This is a genomic window from Succinivibrio faecicola (assembly GCF_019448115.1).
GTDB classification, from domain to species: Bacteria; Pseudomonadota; Gammaproteobacteria; order Enterobacterales; family Succinivibrionaceae; genus Succinivibrio; species Succinivibrio faecicola.
The window spans coordinates 223,802-243,464 of record NZ_JAGFNY010000001.1 but is presented as its reverse complement, the minus strand read 5'-3'; the positions used below and the strand labels follow the sequence as shown (position 1 = coordinate 243,464).

Below are 19,663 nucleotides of genomic sequence, written 5' to 3'. Positions count from 1 at the left end.
CCTTACAGAAGTTTCTCAACAGGAGCAATTATGCAAGATTTTGAAAAAGCCATCATCTAGGTGATGGGGACCTTACGATTGCTTTGTTCAAGTAAAGAACTTAGACATCTCCACGAGAAACTCTTTAAAAAAGAGTGAAAGAAGCATAATACCAAGGATGCAAAAGAAACTTAGAGATGATTACTCTTTAGCAGTAGATGGGCTTATTGAGTATTTGTCAAAAAATTAAACATGAGGAACAAGGCCTATCATTTGAACTATTCAATACATGCGTATGCCCATACACAGTTATTCCGAATTTTATTATTGCTTTGATCCTTGTATCATAGGTTTTTAATTAAATTCATGCGTACGCCATGAAAATTGTGCAATCCAACTATCATCGTATGTGGATATACCTTTACAGCTTTAGCAAACATAGTAAAAAAATGAAGATTGTAATATAGATATTGTTCAAAACACCTTTGGTTTAAAGAACAATGAACGTCGACAAAAAGGTGAATGGTATTAAGAATTAGAGACTTCATGTTTTTCTATAACTATACACAATCTTTGTATTAGTTTATTATTTTTGCTAACTCAGTAGCATTGCAGAAAAATTAAATATAATATACTGAGTTATCAAAAATATTTAGAAAAATGGTATAAATTATGCAATCAATCAATCAATCAATCAATCAATCAATCAATCAATCAATCAATCAATCAATTATCCCCTTGAAGATCTAAAGAAGGATTTAATCTCAGATTTAAAGTCCCGAGTGGATGAACGAATTCTGGAACCAGAGAATTTAACTCTCCTAACAAAACTAATTAACCAGGCTGAAACTCCGAAAGAGGCAATTGAAATTGCAAAGCTTGGCACTTCATATAAAAGAACAGGTTTTCACTTTGATAAAAAGATAGAAAAACTTGGAAATACTATTAAATATTTCAAAAAGAATGTTGAATTATCATTCGTTCAAAAAGATGCAAAGAATACCCATAAGTTAATTATTGGTGATAATTTCGATGCACTCCAAAATCTTCTTATCACTTACAAAAACAAAATTGATGTAATTTATATTGATCCTCCTTATGGAAAAGATGATATGGGGGAATTTGCAGCGACTAATTATAACAACGCTATTACAAGAGATAATCTTTTATCAATGTTATATCCTCGCTTGATCCTTGCAAGGCAGCTGCTTTCAGATGAAGGTGTTATTTTTTGCAGTATAGATGATAAAAATCAAGCATATCTAAAATGTATGATGGATGAAATTTTTAACGAAGAAAATTTTATAAGCTGTGCATTTGTTTTAGATAATTTGAAAGGAAAGACTAATGATAATTTCATTACAAGTGTTGGACATAATATGGTTGTTTATGCAAAAAATAAAAATAATCTAAATAGCTTGGGCGGTTTTAATAAAACACCAAATGTTTTTGGAGGAAGATCTTCTGATAAATACGATAAAGAAGATGAAAAAGGACCTTATTCATTGATTGGAATAAAGAAGACAGGTCAATCAAAATATCGAGAAGATAGACCTTCAATGTTTTTTCCTATATTGGTAAAAAATAGTGAAATATTTTTAATAACTGATGAGGAATTCTCTCAATTATATAATACTAATATAAAAAAATTTGATGATGAATTTTTGGAAATGTTAATAAAACAGTATGAAAAAGATGGCTATGAAGTAATTCTTCCATTAGAAGAAAAAACAGGAAAATATTTGAGATGGACATTTTCTTTTAACATTGGATTTAAAGAAAAAAAACTTAATGGATCTCTAGTTTATATGAATGGCAACATTTACGAGAAAAATAGACCAGATGATAAAGAAATGTTTGAAAGAAATGTATTAGGCGTGCAAAAAAGCTTATTTTATAAAGCTTCATACTCAAATGGAACCCAAGACTTTGATAAAGTAATGGGATCAAATAAGTTTGATTTTCCAAAACCTATAGAATTGATAAAAGATATTTTTAAGCTGATAAAAAATAAAGAACAATGCATTATTTTAGATTTTTTTGCAGGATCAGGAACAACTGGTCAAGCTCTATTAGAGTTTAATAATGAAAATCATACTAAATGGCAATTTATTTTGTGTCAGTCTAATGAAATTACAGAAAGAACACCTCAAGGTATAGCTTACGAAGTAACATCTAAACGATTAAAAAGAGTAATGACTGGAAGTTGTTATGACGGATCAAATGATTTTGAATGGATCAAAAAGAATGATCCATTAGGCGACAATCTTGATGTATACGAAATTGCTGAAGTAAGTAATTCAGAACAGAGTTCAGGCAAAACACCTTTTGATGTTATAGACGAAACATTATATGGTCAGCCAAGATTGCTTCCTAATGAAAAAATTGAGTGGGTTTGTAAAAATTTTGAACATACTCAGAAAATTTTAGTTGATGCAAAAACTAAATAGGAGAATTGAGTATGTTAGAAGAAGTAAAATTACTACAAGAAAGAGCTATTCACGAATTAGTTAATCAAATTTCTAATAAGGATGAAGTTGTTTTTAAAGCTCCAACTGGTGCTGGAAAAACTTACATTATGGCTAGGTTTATGGACGAGCTCCTATCAAAAAATGATAAAGTTATTTTTATCGTTTCCTCTTTATCAAAGGCAAATTTAGCTCAACAGAATTATGATAAGTTCAATGAATTTTTAGAATTTGGCTTTGTACAAAATTTAAGACCACATTTAATTTCTAGTGAGTCTTCTGGAGAAAATGCTCTTTATATTCCAACATTAGATAACGTATACGTATTGCCTAGAGACTTATATAAAGATAAAAGTAAGTTGAAAGGTCAACAAGCATTACAAAAATTCTTGCTAGAAATACGCGATCAAGATATAGAAATCAATTTGATAAAAGATGAATGTCATATAGCAACTAATAATCTCGATGAATTAAAACCCTATTTTTCAAAGATTATAAATATTTCTGCAACACCTAAAAAAAATCAAAAGGTAACAGTCGAAATTTCTGAAAAAGATGCAGTAGATACTTCATTAATCAAAAGAGTTCAGTATTGTTCTGAGCGTAATTTCGGTGATGACGATTTTTCTATTGGCAGTGTTCAGTACAATGAATTATTGAAAGCATTAGATTCTTTACAAAATTGTAAGGAAGAATATCTTAAAAAATCTAATATTAATCCTTGTTTGATTATTCAGATTTCCAATAAAGAACTTGGAGAAGAGCAGGTTAAAGTAATAGAGCATGCATTATCTCTTCCTAAATATAAGGATATGAAATGGGTTAGCTATACAACTGATCCAAAACTTTGTAAAACAAATGATCAATTGATAAAAGCTTCTCCTTCAAAATGGGAGAAATATGCAAAACCAAATGATTCAACAATTGATGTAATAATTTTTAAAATGGCTATTACTGAAGGCTGGGATATCCCCAGAGCAAACATGCTATTTCAAATAAGAGATAGTAAATCAAAGCAGCTAGATGAACAGGTATTAGGAAGAGTAAGAAGAAATCCAAGGTTAATGGATTTTGAAAAAATTGCAGATGAGAAAGAAAAGCTTTTATTTACAACAGCGTATGTATGGGGAATTAAAGATAACTCAAACGAGAATAAAGCAATTGATGTAACTTTAAAAGGAACATTTCCTGATGGTGATTGGGTAAAAAACGAAATTCAGGAAGAGATTAAAGTTAAAATTACAAAACTAGCAGATTTAAAGAAAACAAAATCAAATTTTGATATTGATTCTTATCTTAATGGAAAGCCTGATCCAATTGCACGTAAAAGTATTTTTGATTTGCATAGAGAATTATCAAAGTCATCTAACAGAATTCAAAATGAGTGCAAACGTTATATGTTGTCTGAATATGGCGAAGAATATTCTAGGTACTTTGGTTTTGTAAATAATTTAAGTGACATAAAATCTAAAGTTCGGACAGTCTTAAGCAGTGATGCTTCAAGTATTGAAGTTGTTAAGAACAGTTTAAATAAGGATCTTGAAGTCTCGCTCCCATATAATTCTCTTTATTTTCAAAATAAAAAATTCTCTTTATCAGATATAAATGGAGTTTGGGATAATGGAAATGATATGAAAGAGTTTTCTTTTGATAGTGACTCTGAAAAAGACTGGGTATATAAAATGCTCCATGATTTCCATATTAAAAAAATTTCTTTAGGCGTAGACAATGATGTTTTACTTGTAGGAAAAAATTATTTACAGAATTCTGCGATTAAATATGAGTATTATGCAGATGGTAGTCATTTTTCTTATCCAGATTTTGTACTTAAGGATAAGAATGATCGAATCTTTTTGTTTGAAGTAAAAAGTTTGAATACATCAGCATCACTAAATTTAGATCCCGCTGAATATCAGCAAAAAGTTAATCTTTTAAAAGATTTGTATTTAAAAGTTTCCTCTAAAGTTGATCATTATTTTTGTTTACCAGTTTTAAATGGTAGTACATGGACAATTTATTGTTACTTCAAAGGTAACTGTTATGAGTTAAACTATGATCAATTTAAATCTGCAGTTAATGATGTAAATTTTGATTTATCACCTTACATGAAGTAAAGATATAGTTGCATTGGGTGAGTGTAAAATGTGGTAGTCATCAGGTCGTGTTTATAAAGAAACTTGAATGGAGCTTTCTGTTAGAAGGATATTTATGCCCTTCTAACTCAATAATTTTAAGAGAAATAATTTTGAAGGCTAAAATTTTATGGAAAACGTTGGTTATATATACATACTCACAAACCCCTCTTTTCCTGAGTATGTAAAAATAGGATATGCAGATGATGTAAATGCTCGCTTAGCTCAGCTAAACAGAAGTGAATGTACCCCATTTGCTTTCCGAGTCTATGCTACATATGCTGTAGATAATCGTTTATCTGATAAAAAAATCCACAATATTATCGATACACTTAATCCTTCTTTGAGATCAATTGACAATTGGCAAGGCAAAGAACGAAAAAGAGAATTTTATGCAATGTCTCCAGAAGATGCATACGCCATTCTTGAAGCAATTGCTGAAATCCATGGATTTTCTGAAAGGCTAACAAAATGCAAGATGGATGAAGATGCTCAGAAAGATGCATCAGAAGCTAAGGAAATAGAGGAATCTAGTAGAGAAAGAATGTCAAATTTCTCATTTTTCTCTTGCAATATTCAGAAAGGCGAATCAATTGAATTTATTGAAGATCCTACACATAAAATATCAGTAGTAGATGACAAAAATGTTTTATATGAGGGAAAAGAGTATTCTTTGTCAGCTCTAGCAAAAAAGCTTTCAGGTAAAGCATATTCTATTGCAGGGCCAAGATATTTTTCATATAAAGGCGAACCTTTAAATGACATACGACAAAGGTTAGGTGTATAGATCGTTTTACGAGTTTCTTAAAGTTAATTTAACTGTTGATGAACGTGGTTTTTGTGGAGCTATAAAAAAATGATAAAAGAAGTAAATGTATGGAGAGTTGTTCTTCATAATTCAGCAAAAATGACTAAGCAATAATCAAAAACAGATAAGCAAAAGAATAATTTGAATGAGCTGTTAAACAAAATGATTAAGCTAAATTGGAAGGTTTTAAAAGATCTGATAAAAATCAAATGAGCTAAATCAGATCTTTTTCAGTGGGCTGTGACAACCAAAACTTAACCTAGTAACACTTAAATTCTGATCTGTTAAAAATCACGAAAGTGATCCGTCAATATCATGCGAAGTTGATCTGTCTTTTTACCTGAAAATTAGGATCATCTTGAAGGGAAAAATTGAACCAAATTTAGTGCTTTCTTTTATCTAATCCAAGGTCAAAACGATCTCTCTTAAGAGTGTTGTAGCTTCAACCTATAGAATCAAGCTAAGCAATTAATCTCTGCGGTAGTAATTATCTTGCTTTTGCAAGAGAGAATGTCAACTAATTAAATGTGTTGATTTTCTTTCTTCAAAATATGTGTCCTGAAAATATATACGTTTTCAATATTATTTGTTCAGTCCCTTCCATCTAAATCTTTACCCATGCAAATCAAGTCTATCTAAAGCAATTTTTAAAAATTATATCCTTATGATCTAAAAGGTATTTTTTAGATCAATTGGCGTTTTGCGCCATTTGAAGGACAGTTAAGAAATTCACGTCAGATACAATCTTAAAAAATTTTTGAGAGTATCTGTATGAATTTAAAATTAGCTTACCAATCCTTTTTTAGTAGAGTCATCAGCTTTATTGACCGATCGGTAAAGTCTGAGAAGAATCTTTTGAGAATACCTTTTTTAAAGGATATGAGATCATCTTATATATATCTTGTATTTCTAAGCTTAGCTGTATTTGCAGCTGTGTTGTTTCTTCTTGTAACCCCATTTGTATATCTGATGCAGCTTTTGATGCCTATTAGTGTTATAGGATGTGTTTATTATTTTAATAAAGACAAAAATCCATCAGTTGATAATATAAGTAACTTCTTTGTTCTTGGTATCAGACAGGTAGTGAACATTCTTAAAGGACGAGCTCTTGATTTTGAATATTTGAAAGACTGCAGTCTTGTTTATCTTGGAAATGGATATGAGTTCAAGCCAAAACATTCAAGAGCTTTATATGATCTATTAAATGACGGTCTTACAAGCTCCTTTGATATCAGAGATGAGAACACACAGACAGGATCAAATCAGATCCACAATTTAGGTAAAAAAGAGTGCAATGATGTTTTTATAAAAACAGGATCATTAAACACACATACTATGTTCTTTGGAACAACTGGTACTGGTAAAACAAAATTCTTTATTCTTCAGATCATGCAGGCAATTTTAAGAAATGAGGTTGTGATAGTTATTGATCCTAAAGCAGATAGAGAGCTTAAAGAGCAGATGATTGAGTGTTCAAAACTTTGTTTAAAGGAAAAGCAGTTTTATAGTCTTGATCTTAATGAGCCTGACAGTGCAAAACAGAGTTTCAATCTTCTGTCAGTTTGTAAGGATGAGTGCAAGATAGCAGAGCAGATCATAGCCTGCATAAGCAAAGAAGATGATCTTAGTTCAGATGCCTTTAAATCATATGCCCAGAATGCAATCATGAACACGATTATTGCACTAAAGGAGCTTAATTATGATCTGAACTTTGCAAACATCAAGAATCATCTATCTTTAGATACATACTATGAGGCCATAAAGGTGATGATGATTAAGTTTGTAGCATCCATAAATACCTATTATGCCTATGACTACACACAGAGATTTTTCAAAGGCATTGGAGAGAGTGTTACAAAACTGAAAACATCGCTTGTTGAGTATGGATTTGATGAATCGCTTTTTTCAAAGGATGCAAATAAAGATGATAGCCTGTATCAAGACAGTCTTGATGATGAAACATTAGAAAACAGTACAAAAAAGAAAAGAAGTGCATCAAAGTACGGTACTGTTTTATTTAAGGCTCAGGCATTAAGAAAACTGTATTTAGGACTTCTTGATAAATATGAGCTTAAAGGAGAGGATGAGTTCATATCAAAAAGTATTGAGACTGAAATTGATGGTGAAAAGGTGGTTTTAAATTCACCAGTTCTAAATCTTGATAAAGAGCGTGATCCTGCCATGCCAAAAAACAAGGTCACAAGGAACCTCAAGCTTGAGAGTCTTTTTGATCAGTGCATGATTGATGAGACATATTTTGTCAAAATGACAAACTCACCTGATGGTTTATTAAATGCATTAAGTCAAAACGGTTTTGACAGGATCTTAAATTCAAGAAAGAAAGCTGTTGATCTTAGGCAAATCTACAATGAAAGCGGTATTTTATATGTTTCTTTAAATTCACTTGTAAACAGGTTAAGAGCAGTAAGTGTAGGAAAACTTATTCTATCTGAGCTTACATCATTATCATCACTTATATACAACGCAGACTTTTCTTTAAATGCAACAGACAAAAGAGTGAATATCTTTGTCGATGAGGCAGGTGAAATCATAACTCAGGAGCTTGTCATGCTTTTAAACAAGAGTCGTGGTGCAAACTTTGCTCTTACACTTGCAACTCAGTCATATGCTGATTTGTGCAAGGATGCAGGTGAGTATACAGCATCAAAGATTCTTGATAACTGTAATAATCTTATATGCTGCAGAGTAAATTCAGAGCAGACAGCAATGCTCATATCAAGGCTTACAGGAAATACCAGAAAGAATGTTCATTCAAGAGGATATTCTCAAAGCTCAGATACACAGGAGCTCTTAACTGGATTTAATCAGTCACACTCAGTTAGAGAAATGGACTGTGCTTTTTTTCCATATGATGCAATCATGCGTCTTCCAAATTTTGAGTATATTGCAAAATTATCAGACGGAAGACTTGTCAAAGGCGTTTTTCCATATCTTGAAAAGATTGATTCAAAAAGCATTTTAAAAGAGCTTACAGAAAGTCAAAGACGCAAAAAGCAAGATGTTGGCTCTAAAAACAAGTGTTCTAAAGAGTGCACTGACAGGACTGATTCAGATGAAAATAAAGGCATATATGAAAGAGCATCAAATATTGCTGATAAAAAAGATTATAGCTTTAAAGATGAGTTTGAAAGCAAAGTGACAACTTCATTTCAATTCTCATCAACAAAGGCAGAAAAGCCACTGTCAGATATAAAAAATGAGCATTGTTTTAACAAGTCACATGAATCAGATAACAAAAAAACATCAAGCACTGATTCAGTTTTTGCTAAAGCTAATGAGTCTTTAGCATCTGATGATTCATATATTTCACATATTCAATCCGATATTGAATCTTCTGATCTATACGATGATTTTGATGATATCGATGACATCCTGTCAGATAGCAGTCATTTGAATAACTATGATTATGAGAATGACTGCTTTATAGGAAAAAGAAGCAAATCTGATGAAATACTCACCAAGGAATATCTATCTGGTATCTACTCAAGGTTTAAAAAGAAAAAAACAACTTATGAAAACAGACAAGAGAAAAATAATCTGACAAAAATTGAGCAGAAATAAACTCAAATTTCCAAAAGATCATAAAAACCAAAAATAAACAACAACGATTAAAAAAACAAAAATAACAAAAAAAATCACATAAAAATTACATGAAATTAAAATAATTTATTGAAATTAAACAAAAAAACAAAATTTTAAAAAACAACATAAAAGGATGGATAGTTAGATAATTTTATACTGAGGTTTAAATGTTTTCAGTCATAGCCGAGAATTCAAAGCTGTTTTTAGGTGCTCTCATTATTATTTTCATGAGTTTGATTTTTACATCCTGCTGCTCAAGTTCATCATCTCAAAGCATATATCTTGGAGAAATTGAGACTGTTAGGAGCATATCAGGCTTTTTGTATGAATCTGTAAAACCGAATACAGAGTATTCATCAAAATCACTTCATAATATCATGCGCCTTTTTAATACTGATAATCTCTTTCCTTTTGCATCAGTTCTAAAGCTAAGATTCACTGTCATACTGACAGGATTTTTTACCTACCTTGTATATGGGGCAAACTTCATTTCAGGAATGTTCTTTGGCAGATATCTGTTAAATTCAGTATCAGCAGGTTTTCTTTTCCTGTTAAGAATACGACTAATCTTAATGATTTGTGCTGTAACTGTTTTTAGTCTGTGTGTTTTTCTGATTTTTCAGCCGGTATTCTGCTCAATAGCATATCTTATGATCCTCTTTCCTCTTATTCCATTTTTCACAGGTATCAAATTTGGAATGTTCTTTTTCAACATCATAAAAAAGGAACTTTAAAGTGAAGGAGTCATTTAAAAAAAACTTTGAAAATATTGCAAGAACAGTATCAGACAGTGATAGGTTAAACAGCCTTTTTAAAGCTGCTAAAAGTGCTGATATATCCTTTATAAAAGAGAGAATGAGAAAAGTTAAAAGCTCTTTTTTAAGAGTGCTTATTCCAGAGAATTGTGACAGTTTAAATAATTTTGAAACAGACGAAAAAGATATTAAAGATACAATCCACACAAATAATGAAGCTTTAAATTCATACTGCTTTGATGATGCTGATAATAATGCAGTTAAAACAGATCCTCTCATTGAGCACAGAGCAAAAATTAACAGCAAAAATAACTGTAAAAAAGACTGTAAAAATGACTGTAAAAAAGACTGTAAAAATGACTGTAAAAATGACTGTAAAAGTGACTGTAAAAGTGACTGTAAAAATGACAATAATAAAGAGCCTTTATGCCAGTCTGTCAGTAAAAATTCTTCAACTGCATCTTCAATAAAATCAAAAGCAGATACTCAAAATACAGATGATGTTCTAATTGATAAGATAAGTGATAACAGCACTAACAGTAAGAGCAGTATTGGCAGTATCAGCAAGTCATCACTTTTTAAAAGAAAGGATATCAGGATCACCTCTTTAAACTCACAAAGAGTCTTACGTGTATCATCAGTATCAGATCTTTTAAGGGAGAATATTTATTTTACAAAGGCTATAAGGGAATTTTTAAAGGCTCCTGTTCATAATCTCAATTTCTATTTGAACACTCTTTTTAATGATTTTGCTTCTTTAGTTTCAGTTCTTCCTGCATCTGCAAGTTTGCATGATTCATCTGAAGGTGGTCTTTTATCTCATTCACTTCATACAGCACTAAAAAGCAGTGAACTTGTAAAACAGTACAGATTCAGTAAAAAGTATGTATCCTTCAATGAGCTTGAAATTGTACTTGTGGCACTGCTGCACGATTTAGCAAAGATCATTACGGATATGAGCATAACCGATGAATCATCAGCATATACATACAGACCGCTTTTTATAAGAAAAAATGTATTTGATTCATTAGATGAGGACACAAGAAATAGACTTTTAAATACCTATTCTTTCAGGCAGGATCCTTTTTATAAGAATATTCTGTCAGTAAACAGTGATCCTGTTATTCTCAAAGAGAGCCTTTGCAAAAATCCAGATGATTCAATGTATTTAGAGCTGTATCCTGTAAGTGATTTTATAAAGGTTACAAAGTCTGATTTTCTGTTTGTAAGCTTTACTAAAAAGAGAGCCCAGCTGCATGATGATATCTTCAGATTCACTCTTTCTTGCTTTGTAAAAACACAAATAGGATTTGTTAAAAAGATTAATAGGAACAAAGGTTCCTCAATTATTCATTCAATTCTTACAGACAAGTCTTGTAAAGATGTGCTTGAGCTTATTAAAAAGGCAGATGTCTATGCCTGTTTCTCATCACAGCAAAACAATTTTGGTATCAACTGTATTGAAAACTATCTATATGAATTTATAAACGCAGATCTAATAAGTCACAAAGATCAAGGATGCTATCGACTAAAAAATGGATATTTCATTGAATATGGAGGTTTTGCCCATCAAAAGCTTTTACGAGCATTTGACTGTTACTATGCTATAAACAGTAAATCAGTAAATATAAGTGACGATTTTAATATCTACAAAAAGGTTGTTAAACAGATAAATGCACTGACAAATGATGGAAGTATCAGCAATTCAGATGAAATCTTTAAAAAGGATTTTACCTATCATCCTTTTTTCAGAACACTTGTTGATACAAGTTTGCTTACTCAAAGACTTTATAAGAGATCATGCACATATACAGAGCTTACTGACAGAAATTTCAACCGCTTTTTAGTATACGGATTCTTTATAAGAACAGATTCGTTTTATGGCAAAAAGCGTAATCCTGAGTTTGAAATAAGCTTTGATATTCTTGAAAAGGAAGTAAAAACCAAACTTCTGCCCGTTTTAAAAAATTACATATTAAACAATACAGATAAGGCTCAAGCCCTTTTTGTCAACTTACCAGAAAATATTGATAATAAAGATTTAAAAAAGCTTTTTGACAGTGCATCTTTTACCTATGTCGCATTTAAAAACGGCAAATCACATCTCTGTCTTGAATCTCTTGATGAAAAAATACTTTGTGAGTTTATTGATACAGATACACTAAGAGTCAATATCATGAAGTTTGAAAGAGAAAGGGAAAGTGATAAAAGATACAGGCTCAAGAGCAAAAATATGAAGATAAGTCAGCTTGATATCAATGAGAACATCAAAGCTCAAGCCTATAAGGAGGAGCAGTTTTTATCATCAGATAATGAAAATGGAATAACGGACCTGATTTTTGAATAGTGCATGCTTCTGTTTTTTGCATCATTTTTTTATATAAATCAAAAAAATGATAAATATTGGTGAGATTTAATATAAATTCAATGTTTATCAAAGAATTAACATCCTTTTACTGCTAATCTTAGAGTAGATAACAGTTTTTCACCTTTATCATAAAAAAGAGTATGTATATATGCTTGCAATAATGCTGTTCCTGCTGGTTTTATCGCTGGTACTGACTTATATAAACAAGAGAATTTCACTATTCATGTTCCCTGATAGTGTTCAGGTGACAAAAACTCAAAGCTTCTTATCCTGGTTTGGTATGGCCGGTGTATTTGTAAGCCTTCCGTTCTTATGGGATGGAGACTATTCAAATGGTCTTTATCCTTTTGTATCAGGTTTAATTAGTTTTACTCTTGCTATTGTTCTTGTATTTATTTCTAATTCAAATCTTAATACACAGTTCGTTCAGTATGAGAAGATCTACTTGAATTCTGATGAAACACTGGTAGTTCCAGGTAATGACACCTATGGCTTTTTGGATGGTGCTTTAAAGAGAATAAAGCAGATTGGTCCTAAGTATTATTTCAAAGAGCTTCAGGCAAGAGAAAAGGCATGCTCATCACTTGCTTTAAGCCTTATGAATGATAGTGTGGAGGAGACTCTTGCAAATATGCGTACTCTTCCCTGGGTGGTTGATAATGCTGTAAGTGACAAAGCTCAGTTCATCTTTTTAATGCAGTATCTTTTAAACAGATTTGACAGAGAAAAGCTTTATTCAAATTTCTCATTAATCATTAAAAATGCACTTTCATTAGGCTCACTTATTGGTCTTAAGCTTAATGACTATCCTTATCCACTTGCAAAAATCATTGCTGAGAATGAGTCACTGATGTGCCTTTTAGGCAGACAGAACGGCACAAACTTCGTAATTGATGTAGACAGCTATATCTGTGATGACGACGAGAATGTTGTTTGTGTATTTTCTGCAAGGCGTTTTGATATTGTAAATCAGGATAATGCATTCATTGACAAACTTCAGTTTTTCTATAAAAAATTACTGTCAGTTGCCGATACATATATTATCCTTACTAATACTCATGTGATAATCTGCTGTGGCGAGAGCCAGACTGTTCTTGATATTGAAAGTCAGGTATTTTTGACAAAGCAGAACGACTGTTTTAGCTTTGATGAAAAGGTATATTTTAGTGTAGACGATCCTGATTACTTCAGTTATGTTATGGATACTGTTCTTCACAAAAAATCATAATAACAAGAATAAATCAGGTTCACGATAATGAGCGACGCTGTAGAAAACAAGCCTTTAAATGAAAATGCACCAGATATTAATAATTCGAAAGATGGTGCTGCAACTTCAGAACAAAAGGCAAGTAATGATAAATTAAAGAATTCACCTTTTGCAATAAAGCTTAACAAAACAGTTTCTGATATCTGTTCACGTTGTGGCGTACCAATTGCAGATATCAAAATATCCGAACCTATAGTTTTCAATGCAAGTATTACATGCTCTTTTGTATGGTCATTCAAGTGCCGCTGCACAGACAAGGTTTTAAAAACAATTCCTGAGGATGCAACTATTCTGTCTATCCCTGCACTTGATGCTTTTACACAGACAAATTCAAAGGAGCTTGAAAAAGAGAGTAAAAAGACTGAAGCTTTCATGAAGAAACTTGAAAGTGCTTCATTTGAAGAGGAAAACGAGCTTTCAGGTCAGATTGTCTGTTTCAACCGTTTAAGTGCGGTTGGCCGCTCCAAGTGTAAATCATGTCATGGTACCTCCCACGTAAAATGCGACAAGTGCAATGGCAAGGGAAAACTGATTTGTCCTGCCTGCAATGGCAGTGGCAGCAACTGTCATGTTTGTCATGGAAAAGGCTATGTTACATGCTCAACATGTCAGGGAACTGGTAAAAAACACTGTACAGTGTGCAAAGGTAAAGGCGAGACAATTGTTGAGCGTGAGATCATTTATGATGCATCATGCCAAAGACAGCTGTCCATTTCACTTAATATTCCAGGAATGCAAACTCCTATTACAGAGTTTTCAGACAGGGACAGAAAATGCATTTTAAAAAATGCGGTTTTTACTGATGGAGGCACTGGTCATTCAACAGCAAGAGGCTTTACAACAAGCTTTGTAGGAAAAGCTCCCTGTTATGCTGTAAATGTATTTATCAGGAACATTAAAAAGCCATTTTATTTCATTTTGTGCGGAGATAACCTTCAGGCAATATGCAAGCCAAATATTATTGATTTTGCATTCATGAATGAATCTCAGATCTTGTCAGATACTCTTATTACATCAGCAGATGATGTTGAAGAGAAGATGAAGTGTGTAAAGTCTCTGTCTCAAAAAGCAATTCTTGCAAAAACAATACGTTCTATTGAAGGTTATGAATGTGAACTTGCCAAAAAAGAGGCTGTAAATCACGGTATTACTATTGAATCTTTGCTGTATTCAAGTACAGACAATGCAAAGGCAAAGATGTTAAGAGCAAAGCTTCAGCGTGATCTTCTTGAAAGTGTTACAAACCAGCTTATAGATAATGCGCAGGGCTATATATCAGAGGACTTTGCAAGAAACTTTTCAAGAAATCTAATTTCCTTTGTACCAATGCTTTTAAAGATTAATCCAAAAACAAAGATCATCTGGGCTGGAATTACGCTGTTTACATGGCTTTTTATGATGTTTTTCATATATCTTCTGCCAAAGTATTCAACATGCTTTATAAGCGTAATATTTTCTACTGTTATATGTGTTTTTACCTCATTTGCTCTTACAAAAAACTGGACATATTATTCGGTTGTAAGTCAGTTAAGATTGAAACATAGAATGCAAAAAGTGCCAAATCTCACAGCAGAGGCCGTAAATTCAGCTAAACTTATAGTAGGTTCATGTATCATCTGTTTTATGGGTGCTCTTCTTATAAGATACGGTTTTATATAGAAGGGTACGGTTTTATATAGCGCATGCGAAATATCAAAGAAGCTTTACTGTCATTGCTCGCTGCAGGTAAATTCGATTCATCGAGAGTTGCCTTTGGCCCAATTAATAAAAAAGAGATTGTTCTCGTTTTTAAGTCTACATGGACTTTTGATGTGGACAGTAAAGATGTTGTCATAAGACGCCTTATAGAATCCGATGAGCTTTTATCAAGCGAAGAGTTATCTGCCTTTGCAAGAGACAATACCTATGCACTCTTAAAAGATAAGAAACTCAAGCGTCCTTTCTGTGTTGATCTTGAGTCAAAGAGTGCAAAAGAGGTATTTGATATCTGTAACAGAATCAACAGAATTGCACCACGCTCAGCAAGAGGTCGCTGCAATTGTCCTGACTGTCATGGATCAACTAAAACAAACTGTCCTAACTGTTCAGGTTATGGCAAGATCCTCTGTCCATCCTGTCAGGGTAGAGATAATGGCTGTACAAGATGCCGTCATACAGGCTACATTGTATGTCCAAGCTGCAGAGGCGAGAGAAAACTTCCCTGCTCAAAGTGTAAATCTACAGGCTCTGTAATTATTGAAAGGCAGATTAGTCTTCTTGCAAATACACATAATGTAATAGAGTATGAAGGCGTTTCAAAAAACGATAAAGTAGATATTCCAGGTCTTCATATTGATAATTTCTGTTTTGACAGTATCCTTAATAATTGTGATTTCAAGCTTGCCGATGCTGAGTTCAAGCAGGATAACAGCTTTTTGCTTACATACAAGGCAACAACTGAAATCAGTTACGTAAAACTCTCTGTTCATGGAATTGATAATGTCTTCAACTTCTATACAGTAGGAGCTAATGCAATTCCTCTTAATATTCCTCCAATCTTTGATTATGAGTATGCACTGCTAAAACATGATCTTACAGAAGCTGCTGTAGGTAAGACAATGACTCTTATGAGCAAAAAGATTGAGCTTTTCAGAGATCTTGCCAAAAATCCATTTTTCAATTCTCTTTTAACCGGTTATGAGGCAGACTATAACGGTATTACAAAAAGACTTATATCAGATAAGGCTTTTTCCGAGCCATATATGGATAAAGCTAATTTCACCATGAGAACAAAGCTTGAGAGTATGGTCGCAACAAGAAAGGATGACCTATCAGATGTACTTGCAAATAAGCTTGTATCTCATACAAGACATCTTGTATCAGATGATTTTGCTAAAGAAAGCTGTATGTCTTTAGTTGAATTTATTATTCACCTAAAGTACAGATCACGTTTTTCATTTAGAATGTGGAATCTTGCAACCTTAACAATCTGGGTTGTTTCATTCCTTTATTTATTCTTCTCACCGCATGCTTTTTCAGCTGTGATATCTATATTTATAACGGTGATTTGCTGTGTGATTATGTCTTATTATGTTACACAGAATCTTAAGTTATCAGAGGTTATATCATCGTCGCGAACGTTGCACGAGGTTAGCAAGTTTACAGATTTAAACTATGATGTAATTAGAAGTTTTATTACCCTTATGGGTGTGATTCTAATTGATATAGTTCTTGTATGGGCGATGAATTAGAGCACTTCTTTTTTAGCGAATAAAAGAGAATTTACTGTCATAGCAAACTACACAAAGTAGTGTGTTTCTATTTTATAGCATATAAAAGTAAATTGCTTTTAGTGCAGATATTGAGAAAAAGAAAAAGCAGTTAAACTGCCTTTTTGAAAAACAAAAATCAGAATATCGATATCTTAAAGCTTACTTTTCGGGTATATATCTGATTAAGCTTCTTTTGTTGAGTCGTCAATTCTGTTTTTTAACTTCTGACCTGCTCTGAATGTAGTAACTCTTCTTTCAGAAATAGTTACTTCTTTTCCAGTCTTTGGGTTTCTTCCTGGTCTTGCATTCTTGAGCTTGAGCTCAAAGTTACCAAAACCGGTTAGCTTGACCATCTCTCCAACTTCTAAGTTTCTTGCGATTTCTTCAAAGAAAGAATCAACAAACTCAGCTGCAACAATCTTTGTCATGCCTGGTTTAATTATGAGTCTTTCTGCAATATCCGCACGAGTTAAAGCCATATTATGCACCTTTTATTAGAAATTACTGCACATTCATAGTTAAGAAAAGTTAAAAAAATCACTAACTCTTTAAAATTAGCTAGTGCACTGTTTTATATAAACTTTTCTTATTGTAATATAATACAAAATTTTTAGAAAATTTAGTAAGCATGTCACTATTTTTTCTATTTTTTCAAATAATTAGCAAAAATTTGGACTTGCTAACATTTTAGTGCACATTTTTTATTTATCTTGTGTATAAGAAATTTTATTTCACTTATTTATCATGTCGCTGTTTTTACTGTCAGAAAGTACTGAAATTGAACTTATTCAGGGACCGCTTAATGAACAGGATCTTAATCTGTTTTTAAGCGTTAAAAGTCCATATACATATTTGTTCAGAATGAAGTCTGATGAAATGAATGATTATGGTATTTTTTCTAATGATATAGTTGTCTGCAGAAGAGATCTTGCAGTTGAAGATGGGGATATCATTATCATGGCAGTAAACGGAAAATTTCTATTAAGAAAGTTTATTGATGGTCGTGAGCCATATCTTTTATCTGATGACAAAAAGATTGAACTTGCAGGAAAGGACATTGAACTTTTTGGTGTGGTAGCAGGTATCATAAGAAAAGGAAACAGAACTGTCAATTTAAAAAAAAGTTTCAAAAGCAAATAGTTTTGTTTTTTGGAAAAATTGTTCTTTTAAGCTAGAATAAAGCAAGTAAACAAAAATACGGATAAAGACTATGAGTGATAAATGCTTAAAACAACTGCCTATCGGAAATGAGGATTTTACTTATATCATCCAGAATGGTGGTTATTATGTTGATAAGACATCTTATTTAAAAAAAGTCTTTACCAATCTCTCCCCAGTGATCCTTTTTACAAGACCAAGACGATTTGGAAAAACTCTTTTAATGGATATGTTCAAATCCTTTTTAAGAGTTGCTCCTGATGGTTCTGCAAACAGAGAGTATAAAGAAAAACTCTTTGCAGGTTTAGAAATTCTAAAGGACAAAGAGTTCACTGATAAATACCTAGGACAGTTTCCTGTAATAAGTTTTTCACTAAAAGGAGTTTTTGGTAAGGATTATAATGCAGCATACGAAGCATTAGCGTTTACTCTGTCAAATTTGTTTAAAGACTTTCTTTTTTTAAATGACAGCGAAAAACTTTTAGACTCAGATAAAGAAAGTTTAAGATTACTGCAAGACTTCAATTATTTAAGTACCCCTAAAGCTGAAAAATATATAGTAAGCTCATTAGAATTCCTATCAAGCTGTTTATACAAACACTTTTCAAAAAAGGTAATTATTCTGATTGATGAATATGATGTACCTTTAGCAAAAGCATCGGAGAATGGTTACCACAAAGAAATGGTGACACTGATAAGTTCATTTTTCAATGTCATGAAAAGTAATCTTCTAGGCGATGAAGGTAATGGCAGTCCAATTAAAAAGATAGTTCTTACAGGATGTCTTAAGGTAGCAAAAAACAGTATCTTTACAGGTGTAAACAACCTTTATGTAAATACTATACTCTCAGAAAATGCAGACTATGATTCAATGATAGGCTTTACAAAAGAAGAGACTGTAAAGATATTAAAGGATTATGAGCTTGATGATTACTTTCCTTTTGTAAAAGAGAATTATGATGGTTACAGATTCAATAAAAAGGAAATGTTCTGCCCTTGGGTTTTAGTCTCTTTTATTAAAGATGCCATAGAAAAGAAATCACAGAATATCAAGGTTAATGCACCAAACTACTGGATAAACTCAACATCAAGCAACGCATTATTGTCATATGTTGGATATCTTACAGATGAAGATAATGAGAATATGCAAAAGCTTATGGATGGTGAGTGTATAGAGACAACCATCAATGATTCAATGAATTATGATGATTTAGCTATGCACAAAGCTGAGGATTTCTACACATTATTGCTTTTTACAGGATATCTTACTGTTAATAGCTACAGAACAGAGAATATTTCTGGAGAAGATAAGACAGTCTACTCACTTAAGATACCAAATAAAGAAATCAGAAAGTGCTTTATACAAAATATCAATGCTCACTTTGATGCATTAGTAAATCAAGGAGAGAATAAGGCAAAGCTTATAGCAAAAGCTTTGTTTGAAGGTGATAGTGAAAGTGCATCAGAAAATATCTCTGACCTTCTTTGCTCCTATGTATCTATAAGAGACTTTGCAACCAAGGCAAAACCTGAGAACTTCTATCATGGATTCTTATCAGGAGTATTTACAAACTGTTCTAACTTCATAACTGACTTTAAATCAAACAGTGAATCAGGTGATGGTTATGCAGATTTAATATTCATGGATAAAAGAAGGAAGAACGTAGTTATCCTTGAGATAAAAGTATCAAAAAGTGATGATGATTTTGAACAGGACACAAATGATGCTCTTTTACAGATAGAAAAGAAAAAGTATTACGAGCCATTATTAAAAAAAGTCAACATAGAAACAATCTATTGTTATGGCATCAGTTTCTATAACAAACAGTGCTATCTTTTAAGTAGAAAGGTTAAGTAAAAATCGATTTTTTGCA

12 protein-coding genes are annotated in these 19,663 nt (G+C 32.1%); 11 read left to right on the top strand and 1 reads right to left on the bottom strand.

Going from position 1 to position 19,663, the window contains the following annotated elements; genetic code table 11:
• The first annotated feature begins 761 nt into the window (after positions 1-761).
• The 9 genes from J5V48_RS01150 to J5V48_RS01110 all read left to right on the top strand — a co-directional run bounded on the left by J5V48_RS01150 (position 762) and on the right by J5V48_RS01110 (position 16,610).
• Positions 762-2,429 carry a site-specific DNA-methyltransferase gene (locus J5V48_RS01150; protein WP_219936085.1) on the top strand — a complete coding sequence of 556 codons (1,668 nt, stop codon included), beginning with the start codon at positions 762-764 and terminating at the stop codon, positions 2,427-2,429.
• Between the two features lie 11 nt (positions 2,430-2,440).
• On the top strand, positions 2,441-4,561 hold the full coding sequence (locus tag J5V48_RS01145) for a DEAD/DEAH box helicase (protein ID WP_219936083.1): 2,121 nt from the start codon (positions 2,441-2,443) through the stop codon (positions 4,559-4,561).
• A 148-nt stretch (positions 4,562-4,709) separates the two neighbouring features.
• The gene (locus tag J5V48_RS01140; protein ID WP_219936081.1) at positions 4,710-5,366 is read left to right on the top strand and encodes a GIY-YIG nuclease family protein; all 657 of its coding nucleotides are present in this window, start codon (positions 4,710-4,712) and stop codon (positions 5,364-5,366) included.
• Between the two features lie 792 nt (positions 5,367-6,158).
• A complete protein-coding gene (locus tag J5V48_RS01135) occupies positions 6,159-8,969 on the top strand; it encodes a TraM recognition domain-containing protein (RefSeq protein ID WP_219936079.1) in 2,811 nt (936 codons plus the stop codon).
• A gap of 188 nt (positions 8,970-9,157) precedes the next feature.
• Positions 9,158-9,724, top strand: coding sequence for a hypothetical protein (locus J5V48_RS01130; RefSeq protein WP_219936077.1), 567 nt, complete (start codon positions 9,158-9,160; stop codon positions 9,722-9,724).
• A 1-nt stretch (position 9,725) separates the two neighbouring features.
• On the top strand, positions 9,726-12,092 hold the full coding sequence (locus tag J5V48_RS01125) for a TraI domain-containing protein (RefSeq protein WP_219936075.1): 2,367 nt from the start codon (positions 9,726-9,728) through the stop codon (positions 12,090-12,092).
• Positions 12,093-12,261: 169 nt separating this feature from the next.
• Positions 12,262-13,341, top strand: a complete 1,080-nt coding sequence (locus tag J5V48_RS01120; RefSeq protein ID WP_219936073.1) for a hypothetical protein — start codon at positions 12,262-12,264, stop codon at positions 13,339-13,341.
• A gap of 27 nt (positions 13,342-13,368) precedes the next feature.
• Complete coding sequence (locus J5V48_RS01115; RefSeq protein WP_219936071.1) at positions 13,369-15,039, top strand: DnaJ-like cysteine-rich domain-containing protein; 1,671 nt, start codon at positions 13,369-13,371, stop codon at positions 15,037-15,039.
• Between the two features lie 23 nt (positions 15,040-15,062).
• On the top strand, positions 15,063-16,610 hold the full coding sequence (locus J5V48_RS01110) for a DnaJ-like cysteine-rich domain-containing protein (RefSeq protein WP_219936069.1): 1,548 nt from the start codon (positions 15,063-15,065) through the stop codon (positions 16,608-16,610).
• Positions 16,611-16,813: 203 nt separating this feature from the next.
• Here the strand turns inward: J5V48_RS01110 and J5V48_RS01105 are convergent, their stop codons facing one another.
• Positions 16,814-17,110, bottom strand: a complete 297-nt coding sequence (locus J5V48_RS01105) for an integration host factor subunit alpha (RefSeq protein ID WP_219936067.1) — start codon at positions 17,108-17,110, stop codon at positions 16,814-16,816.
• A 265-nt stretch (positions 17,111-17,375) separates the two neighbouring features.
• On the opposite strand from J5V48_RS01105, the gene J5V48_RS01100 reads away from it, so the two are divergent.
• Both J5V48_RS01100 and J5V48_RS01095 read left to right on the top strand, forming a co-directional pair.
• Positions 17,376-17,771: a LexA family protein gene (locus J5V48_RS01100; RefSeq protein ID WP_219936063.1), complete on the top strand. Its 396-nt coding sequence runs from the start codon at positions 17,376-17,378 to the stop codon at positions 17,769-17,771.
• A 70-nt stretch (positions 17,772-17,841) separates the two neighbouring features.
• The gene (locus tag J5V48_RS01095) at positions 17,842-19,647 is read left to right on the top strand and encodes an AAA family ATPase (RefSeq protein WP_219936061.1); all 1,806 of its coding nucleotides are present in this window, start codon (positions 17,842-17,844) and stop codon (positions 19,645-19,647) included.
• Positions 19,648-19,663 lie beyond the last annotated feature (16 nt).

Bases quoted from the DNA above. Each gene is read 5' to 3' on its own strand.
- J5V48_RS01145 (WP_219936083.1), top strand. From the start codon at position 2,441: ATGTTAGAAGAAGTAAAATTACTACAAGAAAGAGCTATTCACGAATTA.
- J5V48_RS01100 (WP_219936063.1), top strand. From the start codon at position 17,376: ATGTCGCTGTTTTTACTGTCAGAAAGTACTGAAATTGAACTTATTCAG.
- J5V48_RS01110 (WP_219936069.1), top strand. From the start codon at position 15,063: ATGCGAAATATCAAAGAAGCTTTACTGTCATTGCTCGCTGCAGGTAAA.
- J5V48_RS01095 (WP_219936061.1), top strand. From the start codon at position 17,842: ATGAGTGATAAATGCTTAAAACAACTGCCTATCGGAAATGAGGATTTT.
- J5V48_RS01115 (WP_219936071.1), top strand. From the start codon at position 13,369: ATGAGCGACGCTGTAGAAAACAAGCCTTTAAATGAAAATGCACCAGAT.
- J5V48_RS01140 (WP_219936081.1), top strand. From the start codon at position 4,710: ATGGAAAACGTTGGTTATATATACATACTCACAAACCCCTCTTTTCCT.
- J5V48_RS01135 (WP_219936079.1), top strand. From the start codon at position 6,159: ATGAATTTAAAATTAGCTTACCAATCCTTTTTTAGTAGAGTCATCAGC.
- J5V48_RS01120 (WP_219936073.1), top strand. From the start codon at position 12,262: ATGCTTGCAATAATGCTGTTCCTGCTGGTTTTATCGCTGGTACTGACT.
- J5V48_RS01130 (WP_219936077.1), top strand. From the start codon at position 9,158: ATGTTTTCAGTCATAGCCGAGAATTCAAAGCTGTTTTTAGGTGCTCTC.
- J5V48_RS01105 (WP_219936067.1), bottom strand. From the start codon at position 17,110: ATGGCTTTAACTCGTGCGGATATTGCAGAAAGACTCATAATTAAACCA.